This window comes from Micromonospora globosa (genome assembly GCF_000717585.1).
In the GTDB taxonomy this organism is placed as follows: domain Bacteria; phylum Actinomycetota; class Actinomycetes; order Mycobacteriales; family Micromonosporaceae; genus Micromonospora; species Micromonospora aurantiaca.
The window spans coordinates 26,572-40,415 of the sequence record NZ_JNZR01000034.1 but is presented as its reverse complement, the minus strand read 5'-3'; the positions used below and the strand labels follow the sequence as shown (position 1 = coordinate 40,415).

12 protein-coding genes are annotated in these 13,844 nt (G+C 73.5%); 6 read left to right on the top strand and 6 right to left on the bottom strand.

Going from position 1 to position 13,844, the window contains the following annotated elements; all coding sequences use genetic code 11:
- Positions 1-2: 2 nt before the first annotated feature.
- A complete protein-coding gene (locus tag IF06_RS0126070; RefSeq protein ID WP_030274141.1) occupies positions 3-521 on the bottom strand; it encodes a MarR family winged helix-turn-helix transcriptional regulator in 519 nt (172 codons plus the stop codon).
- 136 nt (positions 522-657) lie between these two features.
- Between IF06_RS0126070 and IF06_RS0126065 the strand changes: the two genes are divergently transcribed.
- Positions 658-2,784, top strand: coding sequence for an MMPL family transporter (locus IF06_RS0126065; RefSeq protein WP_030274140.1), 2,127 nt, complete (start codon positions 658-660; stop codon positions 2,782-2,784).
- A gap of 54 nt (positions 2,785-2,838) precedes the next feature.
- Here the strand turns inward: IF06_RS0126065 and IF06_RS0126060 are convergent, their stop codons facing one another.
- Together IF06_RS0126060 and IF06_RS0126055 are read right to left on the bottom strand one after the other, a co-directional pair.
- A complete protein-coding gene (locus IF06_RS0126060) occupies positions 2,839-3,708 on the bottom strand; it encodes a lytic transglycosylase domain-containing protein (protein WP_030274139.1) in 870 nt (289 codons plus the stop codon).
- 32 nt (positions 3,709-3,740) lie between these two features.
- Complete coding sequence (locus IF06_RS0126055; protein WP_030274138.1) at positions 3,741-5,213, bottom strand: DedA family protein; 1,473 nt, start codon at positions 5,211-5,213, stop codon at positions 3,741-3,743.
- Between the two features lie 131 nt (positions 5,214-5,344).
- Here IF06_RS0126055 and typA point away from each other — a divergent pair, with 131 nt between their 5' ends.
- On the top strand, positions 5,345-7,213 hold the full coding sequence (gene typA, locus IF06_RS0126050; RefSeq protein WP_013287489.1) for a translational GTPase TypA: 1,869 nt from the start codon (positions 5,345-5,347) through the stop codon (positions 7,211-7,213).
- Between the two features lie 232 nt (positions 7,214-7,445).
- Here typA and IF06_RS0126045 read toward each other — a convergent pair whose 3' ends face one another.
- Positions 7,446-8,111, bottom strand: a complete 666-nt coding sequence (locus tag IF06_RS0126045; RefSeq protein ID WP_013287490.1) for a class I SAM-dependent methyltransferase — start codon at positions 8,109-8,111, stop codon at positions 7,446-7,448.
- A 73-nt stretch (positions 8,112-8,184) separates the two neighbouring features.
- Between IF06_RS0126045 and IF06_RS0126040 the strand changes: the two genes are divergently transcribed.
- Positions 8,185-9,051 carry a serine hydrolase gene (locus tag IF06_RS0126040; protein ID WP_030274137.1) on the top strand — a complete coding sequence of 289 codons (867 nt, stop codon included), beginning with the start codon at positions 8,185-8,187 and terminating at the stop codon, positions 9,049-9,051.
- A 5-nt stretch (positions 9,052-9,056) separates the two neighbouring features.
- Here IF06_RS0126040 and IF06_RS0126035 read toward each other — a convergent pair whose 3' ends face one another.
- The gene (locus IF06_RS0126035) at positions 9,057-9,854 is read right to left on the bottom strand and encodes a tyrosine-protein phosphatase (protein ID WP_030274136.1); all 798 of its coding nucleotides are present in this window, start codon (positions 9,852-9,854) and stop codon (positions 9,057-9,059) included.
- Positions 9,855-9,898: 44 nt separating this feature from the next.
- Here IF06_RS0126035 and IF06_RS0126030 point away from each other — a divergent pair, with 44 nt between their 5' ends.
- Complete coding sequence (locus IF06_RS0126030) at positions 9,899-10,996, top strand: mandelate racemase/muconate lactonizing enzyme family protein (RefSeq protein ID WP_013287493.1); 1,098 nt, start codon at positions 9,899-9,901, stop codon at positions 10,994-10,996.
- A gap of 57 nt (positions 10,997-11,053) precedes the next feature.
- Positions 11,054-12,094 (top strand): C40 family peptidase, encoded by a 1,041-nt coding sequence (locus tag IF06_RS0126025; RefSeq protein ID WP_030274135.1) that lies wholly within the window; start codon positions 11,054-11,056, stop codon positions 12,092-12,094.
- Between the two features lie 58 nt (positions 12,095-12,152).
- Here IF06_RS0126025 and IF06_RS0126020 read toward each other — a convergent pair whose 3' ends face one another.
- Complete coding sequence (locus tag IF06_RS0126020; protein ID WP_013287495.1) at positions 12,153-13,151, bottom strand: TerC family protein; 999 nt, start codon at positions 13,149-13,151, stop codon at positions 12,153-12,155.
- Positions 13,152-13,542: 391 nt separating this feature from the next.
- On the opposite strand from IF06_RS0126020, the gene IF06_RS0126015 reads away from it, so the two are divergent.
- The gene (locus IF06_RS0126015) at positions 13,543-13,836 is read left to right on the top strand and encodes an antibiotic biosynthesis monooxygenase family protein (protein ID WP_013287496.1); all 294 of its coding nucleotides are present in this window, start codon (positions 13,543-13,545) and stop codon (positions 13,834-13,836) included.
- The last annotated feature ends 8 nt before the right edge of the window (positions 13,837-13,844 follow it).

Genomic DNA, 13,844 nt, shown 5'->3' with positions numbered 1-13,844 from the left:
GATCAGTCGGCCGGGCCGGAGGCGTCGCCGCGACGGGGAGCGGCGCGGATCTCGTCCCGGTGGGTACGCATGGAGTGCACCATCTCGGCCATGAACCGGTGCACCACGGCCAGCTCGTCGTCGCTGAAGCGGTCCATCACCTCGTCGGTACGGCGACCCAGCGGCCCGAAGAAGCTCTGCGCCAGCGTCGCGCCGCGGTCGGCGTAGTGCAGGAGGATCTTGCGACGGTCGGCGGTGTCCCGGTCGCGCCGGATGTGGCCGCCGCGTTCCAGCCGGTCGACCAGCGCGGTCACCGAGCCGGAGGAGAGGTTGAGCGCCTCGCCGAGCCGGCCGGGGGTGATCGGGTCGCCCACCAGCTCGGCCTCCATGACCGCGATCAGGGCGTACAGGTCGGTGGCGTTGAGCCCGTGCAGCCCGGCGAACGCGTGCCCGATGTGCTGCGCGTCGACCGAGTAACGACGCAGGTCGTTGGTGATGTCGGCCACCATGCGCCCGCGTGGGTCGTCACGTCGCCGGTACATCCTGTGCGCCGCCACCGCTTGCCGCCACCCCCTGTCGAACAGTTCCGGTTGCAGCATAGAACCACCGCGGATAATCTCGCTCATCAAGATACTCGTTAAGAGAGAATCCCCCGCGACCAATATGTGAGGGCATCAGATGTCTCTGTTCACCCGCGTCGTCCGGGGCCGGCTGGCCGCCTGGCTCACGCTGGCCGCCGCACTCGTCGTCGGCGTGGTCGCCTTCGGGCTACCGAAGCCGGACAATCCGGCGCCCGTCTCCGACACCGGCCTGTCCGTGGAGTGGCAGTCGACGCAGGTCGAGCGGCTCCAGGAGCAGTTGCCCTCCAAGGACGCCCAGACCGCCCTGGTGGTGGTCAGCCGCGCCGACCGGGCCCCGTTGAGCGGGGCCGACCGCAGCGTGCTCGACGGCCTCGGCGGCGAGTTGAGCTCGCTCGCCGCCGGCGGGCGGGTCTCCCCCGCCCAGGTCTCCCCGGACGGCACTGTGGCGCTGGTCGCGGTGCCGCTGTCCACCGAGGGCGGCCCGTCGGCGGTGGTCGACGAGGTGGAGAAGCTCCGCGAGGCCGTCGGTGACCTGCCCGGCGAGCTGACCGTCGAGGTCACCGGCGGGCCCGCGTTCACCGCCGACCTGGGCAAGGTGTTCCAGGGCGCGGACACCACCCTGCTGCTGGTCACCGCCGCCGTGGTGGCGGTGCTGCTGCTCGTCACCTACCGCAGCCCGTTCCTGTGGCTGGTACCGCTGCTGGTGGTGGGCGCCACCGAGCAGATCACGCTGCGCGTGGTGGAGTCCCTCGTCCCCGCCTTCGGCATCTACCTGCCCAGCGGGCAGGTGACCGGCATCGCCAGCGTGCTGGTGTTCGGCGCCGCCACCAACTACGCGCTGCTGCTCATCGCCCGCTACCGGGAGGAACTGCGCCGCGAGGAGGACCGGTTCGCCGCCATGCGGTCGGCGCTGCGCCGCACCGCCGAGCCGATCCTGGCCAGCGGCAGCACCGTCGTCCTCGGCGTGCTCACGCTGCTGCTGTCCGAGCAGGAGACCAACCGGGCGCTCGCCCTGGCCTGCGCCACCGGTGTGATCCTCGCCATGCTCTCCGCCCTGTTCGTGCTCCCCGCCGCGCTGCTGCTGTTCGGCCGGGGCCTGTTCTGGCCGTTCGTCCCCCGCGTCGGCAGCGCCGCCCGCGAGGGCCGGATCTGGGGCCGCCTCGGCGAGCTGGTGGTCCGCCGGCCGCTGCCGGTCGCCGCGCTCGCAGTCCTGCTGCTCGCCGGCCTCGCCCTCGGCGGCCTGGGCATCCGCACCGGGCTGTCCGAGACCGAGCAGTTCAGCGAGAAGCCCGAGGCGGTCGCCGGAGCCGAGACGCTCGCCCGGGCGTTCCCGGCCGGCAGCACCCAGCCGGTCGCGGTGCTCACCACCCCGCAGGCCGCCCAGGCGGTCCTCGCCGCGGCGAGCGGCGTCGACGGGGTCGCCTCGGCGCGGCCCGGCGCCGCCGGGGACCGGGTCGCCCAGATCGACGTGGTGCTCACCGCCGAGCCGGGCAGCGCCGCCTCCGACCGGGCCGTGGTGGCGCTGCGCGACGCCGTGTCCGCCGTACCGGACTCGGCACCGCCCGCCGTGGAGGGCGCGGACGCCCCCGACGGTGCCCTGGTCGGTGGCTCGGTCGCCGCCACCTACGACTCGAACGAGGCCAACACCAAGGACCTCCAGCTGATCCTGCCGCTCATCCTGCTGCTGGTCGGCGCGGTGCTGGTGCTGCTGCTGCGCGGGCTCCTGGCGCCGCTGCTGCTGGTGCTCACAGTCATCGGCTCGTTCTTCGCCAGCCTCGGCGCGGCCTGGTTGCTCTTCGACCACGTGCTGGACTTCCCGGCGCTGGACAGCGGGGTGCTGCTGCTCGCGTTCGTGTTCCTGGTGGCGCTCGGCGTCGACTACAACATCTTCCTGGTCACCCGGGCCCGGGAGGACGCGCGCCGCACCGGCACCCGCGACGGCATGCTGTCGGCGCTGCGGGTCACCGGCGGCGTGATCACCAGCGCGGGCATCCTGCTGGCCGCGGTGTTCGCGGTGCTCGGCGTGCTGCCGCTGATCACGCTCACCCAGATCGGCATCATCGTCTGCATCGGCGTGCTGCTGGACACGCTGCTGGTCCGTACCGTCCTGGTGCCGGCGCTGGCGTTCCTGCTCGGCGACCGGTTCTGGTGGCCCGGGCGGATCACCCGGGACGCCGACGCGCCCGCCGCGACGCCGGCCGAGCCGGTCACCGCACGGGACTGACGACACGGGCGGGGGCCGGCGCGTACGCCGGCCCCCGCCCGTCCGTCCGGTCGCTCAGAAGCTCAGGCACTCGCACTCGGTCATCAGCGCCCGCACGTTGCGCACGTACTGCGGGTTGGGGATGGTCAGCGGCTGATCCTCCCGCGCGACCGCGCCGTGCCCGTAGTTGTAGGCCGCGATCACGGCGTTGAGCAGGCAGGAGTTCAGCTCGGCGGTGCACAGCGAGGCGTCGAGCCGGTAGTCGGACTCGAAGTACATGTCGCCGATGTACTTGGTCAGCCAGGCCAGGTAGGTGCCGCCCAGATAGGCGTTGTCCCGGTAGCCGTCGATGTCGTACGACTGGCCGAAGCGCTGGTTCATCCACTCCGCCGTGGCCGGCATGACCTGCATCAGCCCGACCCCGCCGTCACAGGCGATGATGTTGGACTGCCACCCGCTCTCCTGCCAGGCGGTGGCCTTCAGCAGCGCCGACGGGATGCGGATGTCCGGCGCCGACGTCGGCCAGTACGTCCGCGCCGCCGCGTCGGCGAGCGCCGCCTTCACCTGACTCTGGCTGGCCTTGGTGCCCCGGTAGCTCGGCTTGCAGCCGTCGTCCACCGGCTTCGGCGGCGCCGGTGGCACCTGGGTCTCGGTCGGCGGCTTCGGCCGGGCCAGCGGCGCCGTGGTCGTGCGCGACGGCTTGGCCCGCGGCTTCGGTTTCGCCGACGCGCTCGGGCTGGGCCGGCCGCCCATCGCCGCGACCGCCGGCGGCTCCTCGCTCGGCGCGTCGGCGGGCGCCTCCTGCGGTTGCTCCGCCGGGGCCGCCGTGGGCAGGTCCGCAGCGACCTCCCGGACCGGCCGTTCCTCCTCGCCGCACGCCGTCAGCGTGGCCGCCGCGAGCAGCGCCACCACTGTCACGGCCCACCGGCCGAGTCCTCGCCGCATCGGACCTCCCCGTAGTCCCCCGTCGGCGCACCCTAGCAAGGATCGACGGGTCCGGGGGGTACCCGCGACGCGGACCGGCGGCGCCGGGGCCGGGGCGGCGACTCCCCCGCCACCGCGTCGGCCGGCCGTTCGCCGCGGTCCGCGCCGGCCGGTCGCTCGTCCCGGTCGGCCAGCCGGTCCCGGGTCGCCCACGCCACCACGAAGACGGTCGTCCACGCGAGGCCCAGCAGCACCGCCGTGACGGTGCCGCTCGCCGTACTGAAGCCCAGGTAGAGCCGCGCGCCGGTGACAGTGACCACCCCCGCCGACGCGGCCGTCCACACCGCCGCGCCCACCGGCCAGCGGGCCCCCCGCGACAGCAGCCAGGCGAGCGTGCCGAAGCTCGCGGTCACCACCGCGTTCTGGGTCGGGAACAGGTCACCGGGGCGGTCCGGGCCACCCGGGCCGGTCAGGTCCGCGACGACGACGAGCAGCACCAGCGGCACGGCGGCGCCGACAGTACCCAGCACCCCGAGCGGGTCGGCCCCCCACGCCCGGCCCCGCCGCGCCACCACCGCGGCGACCAGGGCGACCGCGGCGATCAGCACCCAGCCGCGCAGGACCGACACCGCCAGCAGCGCCGTGTCGACCACCCCGGGGGTACGCCGGGCGGCGAACCAGTCGGCGACCAGCCCGTCGAGGACCCCGAGCCCGCTGTGCGCGACGACCGCCTCCAGCAGGACCGCCACGGCCAGCCCGGCGACGAACAGCAGCGCCAGTCCCAGCGCCAGGTTGATCAGCAGCGTCCAGGCCGGGCCGACCCGCATGGCGACCAGGAAGAACAGCACCCCGTACCGGGCCCGCACCCAGCGCAGCGGCGGCAACGCGGCGGCCCGCGCCGTGAGCGCGCGTACCGGGTCCGGGTTGCGCCCCAGCCAGCGGCCCGCGAGGACCACGGCGAGCAGGCACAGCAGCAGGGCCAGCACCGCGCCGGTGGCCCGGCCGAGCAGCTTCGACACCCGCTCGTACGACTCACCGGCCAGGTAGCCGGCCAGCACCGAGGCGCCGACCCAGCTCGCGACCCCGGCGAGGTTCCACGGCGCGAACCGCCGGTACGGCATCCCGGCCGACCCGGCCAGCCGGGGCGCCAGCGTGCGGGCGAACGCGATCCAGCGGGCCGCGAGCACGCCCCGGCCGCCGAGGCGCTCCAGCAGCGAGTCGGCGCGCCGCCACCGGTGCGCGCCGATCCGGGCACCCACGCCCGAGGCGCGCAGACGGGGGCCGTACCGGCGGCCCGCCCGCCACGCGAGTGTGTCTCCGATCACGGCGGCGGCGGTCATGGCCACCAGCACGGGCGCGAGGCGCAGCGTCCCCGCGTACGCTAGGAAGCCGACCAGAAGCAGGGTCGCCTCGCCGGGCATCAGCAGCCCGACGATCACCGCGGTCTCCGCCGCGACGATCGCCGCGGCGGCCACGTAGATCAGCAGGGGCGGCAGCTCCTGCAGCCAGCTCAGCAGGTCAGGCATCGGACACCCCGCACGGGTGTCAGCATGCCAGTCGCTGGAACGGTCGGCACAGCACTTTCGACGCAGATCCGGGTTGTCTCGGGGTGACCCCGAGGCGTGCCCCGGCAACCGCAGACAGGAGTATGGAGGGTATGCAGCTACGCACCGACCTCCGCAACGTCGCCATCATCGCCCACGTCGACCACGGCAAGACGACCCTGGTCGACGCCATGTTGCGGCAGGCCGGCGCCTACGGCGCCCGTGGTGAGACCACCGAGCGGGTCATGGACTCGATGGACCTCGAGCGCGAGAAGGGCATCACCATCCTCGCCAAGAACACCGGCGTGCGGTACCTGCCGGCGGACGGCTCGGAGGCCGTCACCATCAACATCATCGACACCCCCGGTCACGCCGACTTCGGCGGCGAGGTCGAGCGCGGCCTGACCATGGTCGACGGTGTCGTGCTGCTCGTCGACGCCAGCGAGGGTCCGCTCCCGCAGACCCGGTTCGTGCTCCGCAAGGCGCTGCGCGCCCGGCTGCCGATCATCCTGGTGATCAACAAGGTGGACCGTCCGGACGCCCGGATCAAGGAGGTCGTGGACGACACCTACGAGCTGTTCCTCGACCTGGACGCCGACGAGGAGCAGATCGACTTCCCGATCGTCTACGCCTGCGCCCGCGACGGCATCGCCTCGCTGACCCAGCCCGCCGACGGCGCGGTCCCGGATGACAGCAGCAGCCTGGAGCCGCTGTTCCGCACCCTGCTGGACACCATTCCCGCGCCCGCGTACGACGAGGGCGCGCCGCTGCAGGCGCACGTCACCAACCTCGACGCCTCGCCGTTCCTGGGCCGGCTCGCGCTGTGCCGGGTCCGCCAGGGCACGATCAGCAAGGGCCAGACCGTGGCCTGGTGCCGCACCGACGGCAGCACCCAGCGGGTACGCATCTCCGAGCTGCTGATGACCGAGGGCCTGGAGCGTAAGCCGGCCGAGTCCGCCGGGCCGGGCGACATCATCGCCGTCGCCGGCATCCCGGAGATCATGATCGGTGAGACGCTCGCCGACGCCGAGAACCCGGTGCCGCTGCCGCTGATCACCGTGGACGAGCCGGCCATCTCGATGACCATCGGCACCAACACCTCGCCGCTGGTCGGCCGGGTCAAGGGCGCCAAGGTCACCGCCCGGATGGTCAAGGACCGGCTCGACAAGGAGCTGATCGGCAACGTGTCGCTGCGGGTGCTGCCCACCGAGCGGCCGGACGCCTGGGAGGTGCAGGGCCGCGGCGAGCTGGCCCTGGCGATCCTGGTCGAGCAGATGCGCCGCGAGTCCTTCGAGCTGACCGTCGGCAAGCCGCAGGTCGTCACCAAGGAGATCGACGGCAAGACCTGCGAGCCGGTCGAGCGGCTGACCATCGACTCCCCGGAGGAGTACCTGGGTGCCATCACCCAGCTCCTGGCCACCCGCAAGGGCCGGATGGAGCAGCTGGTCAACCACGGCACCGGCTGGATCCGGATGGAGTGGCTGGTCCCGGCGCGCGGCCTGATCGGCTTCCGGACCGAGTTCCTCACCGAGACCCGCGGCACCGGCATCCTGCACCACGTCTTCGAGTCGTACGAGCCGTGGTTCGGCGAGCTGCGCACCCGCAACAACGGGTCGCTGGTCGCCGACCGGGCCGGGGCGGTCACCGCGTTCGCGATGACCAACCTCCAGGAGCGCGGCCAGCTCTTCGTCGAGCCGGGCACCGAGGTGTACGAGGGCATGATCGTCGGCGAGAACTCCCGCTCCGACGACATGGACGTCAACATCACCAAGGAGAAGAAGCTCACCAACATGCGCTCGTCGACGGCCGACGAGACCGAGAAGCTGATCCCGCCGCGCAAGCTGTCCCTGGAGCAGGCGCTGGAGTTCTGCCGCGAGGACGAGTGCGTCGAGGTCACCCCGGCCGCGGTGCGCATCCGCAAGGTGGTGCTGGACCAGACCCAGCGCGGCCGGATGGCCGCCCGCCGCAAGCACGCCGGCTGATCCACCAGCTCACCAGCCCCACCCGGAGCCCGGCCCGCCCTAGGCGGACCGGGCTCCCCCCGTCCCCACCGTCCCCACCGTTCCCCTCACCCGTCTCCGCCCGCCCCGCCGCTGCCCGCCGCCGGACGATCATGAGGTTGGCGGCAGTCAAGGAGATCAAATCCGCCGCCAACTTCATGATCGACGGGGTGGGCGCGAGGCGGCGAGGGCGAGGGTGGGGGTGGGGGTGGGGTCAGTGGGGTTTGGTGGCCTCCAGGGCCAGGACGTCGGGGATCGGGCCGGAGCCGGACTCGACCACCCGGGTCAGCCGCAGGCCGGCGGCCGCCACGGCGTCCAGCAGGCCGGCCAGGGGCAGATGCCACGCGCCCACCCGCGCCCGCACCCCGGTCGCGTTCCACGAGCGGACCGTGCGGTCCCGCGAGGCGTACCCGCCGTCGATCACGATCCGCTCCGGCTCGGACCGGTCGGCGAACGCGCCCACGAAGCACGGGTGCACCCCGACGTGCAGCAGCCGGCCGCCGGGCGCCAGCACCCGCGCCGCCTCGGCGACCGCCGCCGGATAGTCCGGCATGTCGGTGTGCGCGAGCACGCAGACCACCGCCGGTACGGCGCCGGTGGCGAGCGGCAACGCGGTCGCGTCGGCGCGGGCCACCGGCAGCCGGGCGCGGGCGTGGCGTAGCTGCCCGCCGGACAGGTCCACTCCCACCGGTGTCCACCCGAGACGCCGCAGCTCGGCCGCGTGCGCCCCGGTGCCGCAGCACAGGTCCACGCACCGCCCCGGGCCGTCACCGAGCAGGTCGGCCAGCACCGACCGGACCCGGTCCATGTAGACCGACGAGGTCTCGCTGGCGTACTCCTCGTACCAGTCGGCGATGTCGTCGTACAACGGGGTCGTCATCTCCGCACGCTAGCCCCGCCCCCGTGGTCGCCGCTGCCCCGCGTACGCCCCGAAGATCGGCTACGGTGCGCACATGATCTGGGAGGACCTCGACGCGCACCTGGACCGGGTGCCCGGCACCGTCTCCGCGTACGTGGGCCGTCCCGGCGCGCGGCCCACGTGGACGCGGCGGGCCGACGCCACCCACTACGCGGCGAGCACGATGAAGCTCGCCGTGCTGGTGGCGCTGTTCCGCGCCGCCGAGGCCGGCCGGCTCGACCTGGACGCGCCGGTGCCGGTGCGCAACTCGTTCGACTCCGCGCTGCCGGGCGTGCCCCGGTTCGCCAACGACCGCGACTACGACAACGACGAGGCGGTCTGGGACCGCGTCGGCGGCGAGGCGCCACTGCGCTGGCTCGCCGAACGGATGATCATCCGGTCCAGCAACCTCGCCACGAACATCTGCATCGGCCAGGTGGGGCTGCCCGCGGTGGCGCAGGCGTGGGCGCTCGCCGGGGCGCGGCACAGCGTCACCGGCCGCGGCATCGAGGACTTCGCCGCCCGCGACTCCGGCATCGACAACCTGGTCACCGCCGCCGACCTGGCCGCCGTGCTCGGTGAGCTGGCGCTCGGCGCGACCCGGCCCGGCCGGCTCGCCTCGCCGGCCGGCTGCGCCGCCATGCTCGACGTGCTCGTCGCGCAGGAACACCGCGAGGACCTGGCCGCCGGGCTGCCCGACGGCACCCGGATCGCGCACAAGAACGGCTGGGTACGCGGCGTACGCCACGGCGCGGGAGTGGTGTTCCCGGACGACGCGCCGCCGTACACGATCGTCGTCTGCACCACCACCGACCTGGCCGACGGCGGCGCGGACGGTGATGAGGTCTCCGACGACGCCTGCCGGCTGATCGCGCACGTCTCCGAGCGGGTCTGGGCCGCCCGGCACGACCTGGCCGGCTGACCCGGCTACTCCAGCAGCCGCTCGCGCAGCGCGGCGCGGTCCGCGTCGGTCACCCCCAGACCGTCCCGCAGGTACGCGTCGAACGAGCCGTGCGCGCGGCGCACCTCGTCGTAGGCGGCGTCCAGGTATTCCGGGCGCACCTCCAGCAGCGGCCGGGCCACCGCCGGGTCCAGGTCCGGCCGGCGCTGGATCATCGCCGACAGCAGCACCTCGCGCAGGCTCTCGGTCAGCTCGTTGTGCACCAGGTAGTCGGCGCGGATCGCCTCATCCTCCACGCCCAGCGCGGTCAGCAGCACCACCGACAGCCAGCCGGTGCGGTCCTTGCCGGCCGAGCAGTGGAACAGCAGCGGCAGGTTCGCGCCTTCGGAGGCCAGCCGCACCGCCGCACCGAACCCGGCCCGCGCCGACTCCCCGGTGACGAACCAGCGGTAGATCGCCGTCATCGCCCCCGGCATGCCCTCGCGGGCCAGCGCCGCGTACGCGTCCAGGTCGTGGCCCTGCAACACTGCCGAGACGTACGTGAACACCGGGTGCGCCGCGTCGTAGACCGGCAGGTGCACGGTGCGGGGCTCCCCGACCAGCCGGTCCGGCGGGGCCACCGCCTGCTCGTGGACGTCACGCAGGTCCACCACGCACGCCGGTCCCAGCTTGCCCAGCACCGGCAGGTCCTCGTCGGTGAGCCGGCCCAGCGCGGGCGTGCGGATGAGCCGCCCCGCCCGTACCCGCCGCCCGTCGGTCGTCGGCAGTCCACCCAGGTCACGCGCGTTCGGCGCGCCCACCAGCTCCCATTCCCGCCCGGCCATCGGCCCTCCCCTGCTCGCCGCCAGTTGGCTATAGGGTGCCCCACATGACGATCGCCGCGGTACGCACCCACCGTCTGTCGGCCCCCTTACACACCCCGTTCGTCACCGCGCTGCGCCGCACCACCACCGTGGACACCCTGGTCGTGGAGGTGGTCGACGGCGACGGCCGGTCCGGCTTCGGGGAGGCGCCGCAGGTCTGGCAGGTCACCGGCGCGTCGGTGGCGGGCGCCGAGGCGTGCGTACGCGAACTGCTCGCGCCGCTGCTGATCGGCCGCGACGCCGACGACCTCCAGGCCGCCTGTGCCCTGGTGCACCGCGCCGTGGTGGGCAACGAGTCGGCGAAGGCGGCGCTCGACGTGGCGCTGCACGACCTGGCCGCGCGGCGGCTCGGCGTACCCCTGGTGCGTCTGCTCGGTGGCACGGCGCTGCGCGTGCCGACCGACGTCACGCTGGCCGCCGGTGACGCGGTCGACCTGGCCGCGACGGCGGCGCGGCGCGGCGCCGAGGGGTTCACGGTGCTCAAGCTCAAGGTCGGCACGGACGCCCGCGGCGACCTGGACCGGGTCCGCGCGGTGCGCGCCGCGGTCGGCCCGGACGTACGGATCCGGCTGGACGCCAACCAGGGCTGGACGCCCCGGGAGGCGGTGCGGGTGATCCGCGCGATCGAGGACGCGGGGCTCGACGTGGAGCTGGTCGAGCAGCCGGTGCACCGCCGCGACCTGGACGGGCTGGCCTGGGTCAGCGACCGGGTGGACCTGCCGATCCTGGCCGACGAGTCCGTCTTCGACGTGCGCGACCTGGTCGAGGTGATCCGGCGGCGGGCCGCCGACATGGTCAACGTGAAGCTGGCCAAGTGCGGCGGCCTGCAACCGGCCCGCACGCTGCTCGACCTGGCCGCCGCGCACGGCATGGGCACCATCGTCGGCTCGATGATGGAGGGCCCGGTGGGGGTCGGCGCCGCGGCCAGCCTGGTCGCCGCCTACGGCACCACTGCCGTGTCGGACCTCGACGCCGCCTGGTGGCTGGCCTGGTCGCCGGTCAGCGGCGGCATCCGGTACGAGGGCGCGAGCGTGCTGCTGCCGGACGCGCCGGGCCTGGGAGTCACCGGACTGCGTGAAGCTAAAATTCAGACACATGCTTGAGCAACGTCAGAATTTTTCATATGGTCGCCCCGACGACCACCGCAGAGAGGGGTACGCGTGGCGCCTCAGCCCGGCCGCCGGGCCGTCGTACGGGTACCGGTGGCGACCCTCTGGACCGCGCCCGAGGCGGTACGTCCGATCGACTGCCCCGCCCTCGCCGGCTCCCCCGACGTGGCCGCCTGGATCGCGGGCATGGACCGCGACCAGCTCGTCGGCGACTGCGTCCTGACCCAGCTGCTGCTCGGCGAGCCGGTGCGCGTCACCGAGACCCGGCCGGACGGCTGGGTGCGGGTGGTGGCGCTGGGCCAGCCCGCGGCGAAGCTCGGTGCCGACGGCTACCCGGGGTGGCTGCGGGCCGCCCACCTGGCCGATCCGGCCGACGCCGACCCGTCCTGCCCTGATCCGACCGACGTCGGCCCGGCCGGCCCCGCTCTGTCCGGACCAGGACCGGCCGCACCGGCACCGGTCGGTACCGGCCCGGCCGGTGCTGGTCCGGCCGGTTCCGGCTCGGCCGCCGACGCCCCGCTGACTGTCGACGTCGCCCACACCGCGTTGCGCGCCGAGCCGGACGGCGACGCGGCGCTCACCGGCGTGGTCCTCGGCACCCGGCTCACCCCGGCCGGCCCGCCGGTGGACGGCAGACGCCCGGTCCGCGTACCCGGGCGGGCCGACCCGCTCTGGGCCGCGGAGGACGACCTGGTGCCGCTGCCCGCCGAGCGTCCCGAGGCCGAGAAGGTGCTCGCGGTCGCCGAACGGCTGCGCGACCTGGTCTACGTCTGGGGCGGCATGTCCACCGACGGCATCGACTGCTCCGGGCTGGTGCACCTGGCCTGGCGGCGGTACGGGATCACGCTGCCGCGCGACGCCGACGACCAGGCGGCGGCGACCTCGCGGGTGCCGCTGGACGCCGAACGCCCCGGCGACCTCTACTTCTTCGCCCGGCCCGGCCGGCGCATCCACCACGTCGGGATCGTGTCGGCCGAGCCGCGCGGCGGCCGGCGCCGGATGCTGCACGCCTGCTACCTGACCCGCCGGGTGGTCGAGGAGGAGCTGCCGGCCGACCGGACCGCCACCCTCGTCGGCGCCTACCGCGTCTGACCCCTGACACGCCGCGGGGCGCCCCCGGGGATGGGAGCGCCCCTACGGTACGGGCGGGTCAGCGGCGGGCCTGGGCCAGTTCCCGGCGCCGGTCCCGGGACGACTTCGCCAGGCTGGCAGCGGTGGCCACGGCCAGGGTGCCGAGGATGACAGTGAGCGAGAGCCAGATCGGGATGTGCGGGGCCCACGCCACGTGCTCGCCGCCGTTGATGAACGGCAGGTTGTTCTCGGCCAGCGCCTCCAGCACCAGCTTCACGCCGATGAAGCCGAGCACCACCGCCAGGCCGTAGCTGAGGTAGATGAGCCGGTCCAGCAGGCCGCCGAGCAGGAAGTAGAGCTGCCGCAGTCCCATCAGCGCGAACACGTTGGCGGTGAAGACCAGGTACGGCTCCTGGGTGATGCCGAAGATCGCCGGGATCGAGTCCAGCGCGAAGATCAGGTCGGTGGTGCCGATCGCGATCATCACGATCAGCATCGGGGTGAACAGGCGCCGCCCGTGCTCGTGGGTGGTCATCCGCGCCCCGTCGTAGTCCCGGGACAGCGGGAGCGCCTTGCGGCTCCACCGGATCAGCAGGTTCTCGCTGAACTCGTCCTCGTCCGGCTCGCCCTGCCGGGCCAGGTTCACCGCGGTGTAGATGAGGAACGCGCCGAAGATGTAGAACACCCAGGAGAACTGGGAGATCAGCGCCGCGCCGGCCGCGATGAAACCACCACGCATGATCAGCGCCAGGATGATGCCGACGAGCAGCACCTTCTGCTGGTACTGCCGGGGCACCCCGAACCGGGCCATGATGATCACGAAGACGAAGAGGTTGTCCACCGAGAGGCTGTACTCGGTGAGCCAGCCCGTGTAGAACTCGCCTGCGACGCGGCCCCCCGCGGTCAGCCAGAGCACCACGCCGAAGAGCAGCGCCAAACCGACGTAGAAGCCCACCCACAGGCTGGACTCGCGGACGCTCGGCTCGTGCGGCCGCCGGCCGATGATGAACAGGTCGGCGAGCAGGACCGCGATCATCGCGATCAGCGTTACCGCCCACACCAATGCGGACACGTTCAAATCCATCCTCCGGCAGACACGCTGCGTCGGGCACACCGTACGCCGGGTGTTGGTGCCGGGGTGCGTCGACGCTGACAGGGGTGACTGTCGGAGGTCTCTTCCGCCGGAACCCGGGTGCCGGGTTCCGACCGGCGGAGCCGGGTCGGGCCACCGGGGGTGCCGGCGCTCTTCCGTGCTGACGACTCCGTCGCGGGGGAATACTCCCCTCCTCGGCCGCCATTGTTCACCATCGCACCCAGGTGGCGCATCTCCGGGCCACCCGTCGATCTCTCGACGTGCTGCGGCTCACGTCGCGCGGCGCGTCCTAGGAGGCTAGCCATCCCTTGTGGGCGGCGCGCCGGGACGTCACCCGGGACGTACCGGCGGCGGGCTGGCATGGCAGGCTGCCTGCATGGTTCTTGAGGTCGCGCTGATCGATGTCACGCCCGGACACGAGGACGAGTTCGCCGCCGCCTACGCGCAGGCGCGGCCGATCCTCGCCGGCGCCGAAGGCTGCCGCTCCGTTCGGATGACCCGGGGCGTGGAGTCGCCCACCCGGTTCGTGCTGCTCGTCGAGTGGGACTCGGTCGAGGCGCACGACGTGAACTTCCGCCAGACCGAGCGGTTCGCGCAGTGGCGCGGGCTGATCGGCCCGCACTTCGCCGGCCCGCCGCTGGTCGAGCACTTCATCGACGTTCCGGCCTGAACTGTCGT

Coding starts and splice junctions, on each gene's coding strand:
- IF06_RS0126035 (WP_030274136.1), bottom strand. CDS start 9,854: ATGGCCGGGCGGGAATGGGAGCTGGTGGGCGCGCCGAACGCGCGTGAC.
- IF06_RS0126015 (WP_013287496.1), top strand. CDS start 13,543: ATGGTTCTTGAGGTCGCGCTGATCGATGTCACGCCCGGACACGAGGAC.
- IF06_RS0126060 (WP_030274139.1), bottom strand. CDS start 3,708: ATGCGGCGAGGACTCGGCCGGTGGGCCGTGACAGTGGTGGCGCTGCTC.
- IF06_RS0126030 (WP_013287493.1), top strand. CDS start 9,899: ATGACGATCGCCGCGGTACGCACCCACCGTCTGTCGGCCCCCTTACAC.
- typA (WP_013287489.1), top strand. CDS start 5,345: ATGCAGCTACGCACCGACCTCCGCAACGTCGCCATCATCGCCCACGTC.
- IF06_RS0126070 (WP_030274141.1), bottom strand. CDS start 521: ATGTACCGGCGACGTGACGACCCACGCGGGCGCATGGTGGCCGACATC.
- IF06_RS0126040 (WP_030274137.1), top strand. CDS start 8,185: ATGATCTGGGAGGACCTCGACGCGCACCTGGACCGGGTGCCCGGCACC.
- IF06_RS0126055 (WP_030274138.1), bottom strand. CDS start 5,213: ATGCCTGACCTGCTGAGCTGGCTGCAGGAGCTGCCGCCCCTGCTGATC.
- IF06_RS0126065 (WP_030274140.1), top strand. CDS start 658: ATGTCTCTGTTCACCCGCGTCGTCCGGGGCCGGCTGGCCGCCTGGCTC.
- IF06_RS0126045 (WP_013287490.1), bottom strand. CDS start 8,111: ATGACGACCCCGTTGTACGACGACATCGCCGACTGGTACGAGGAGTAC.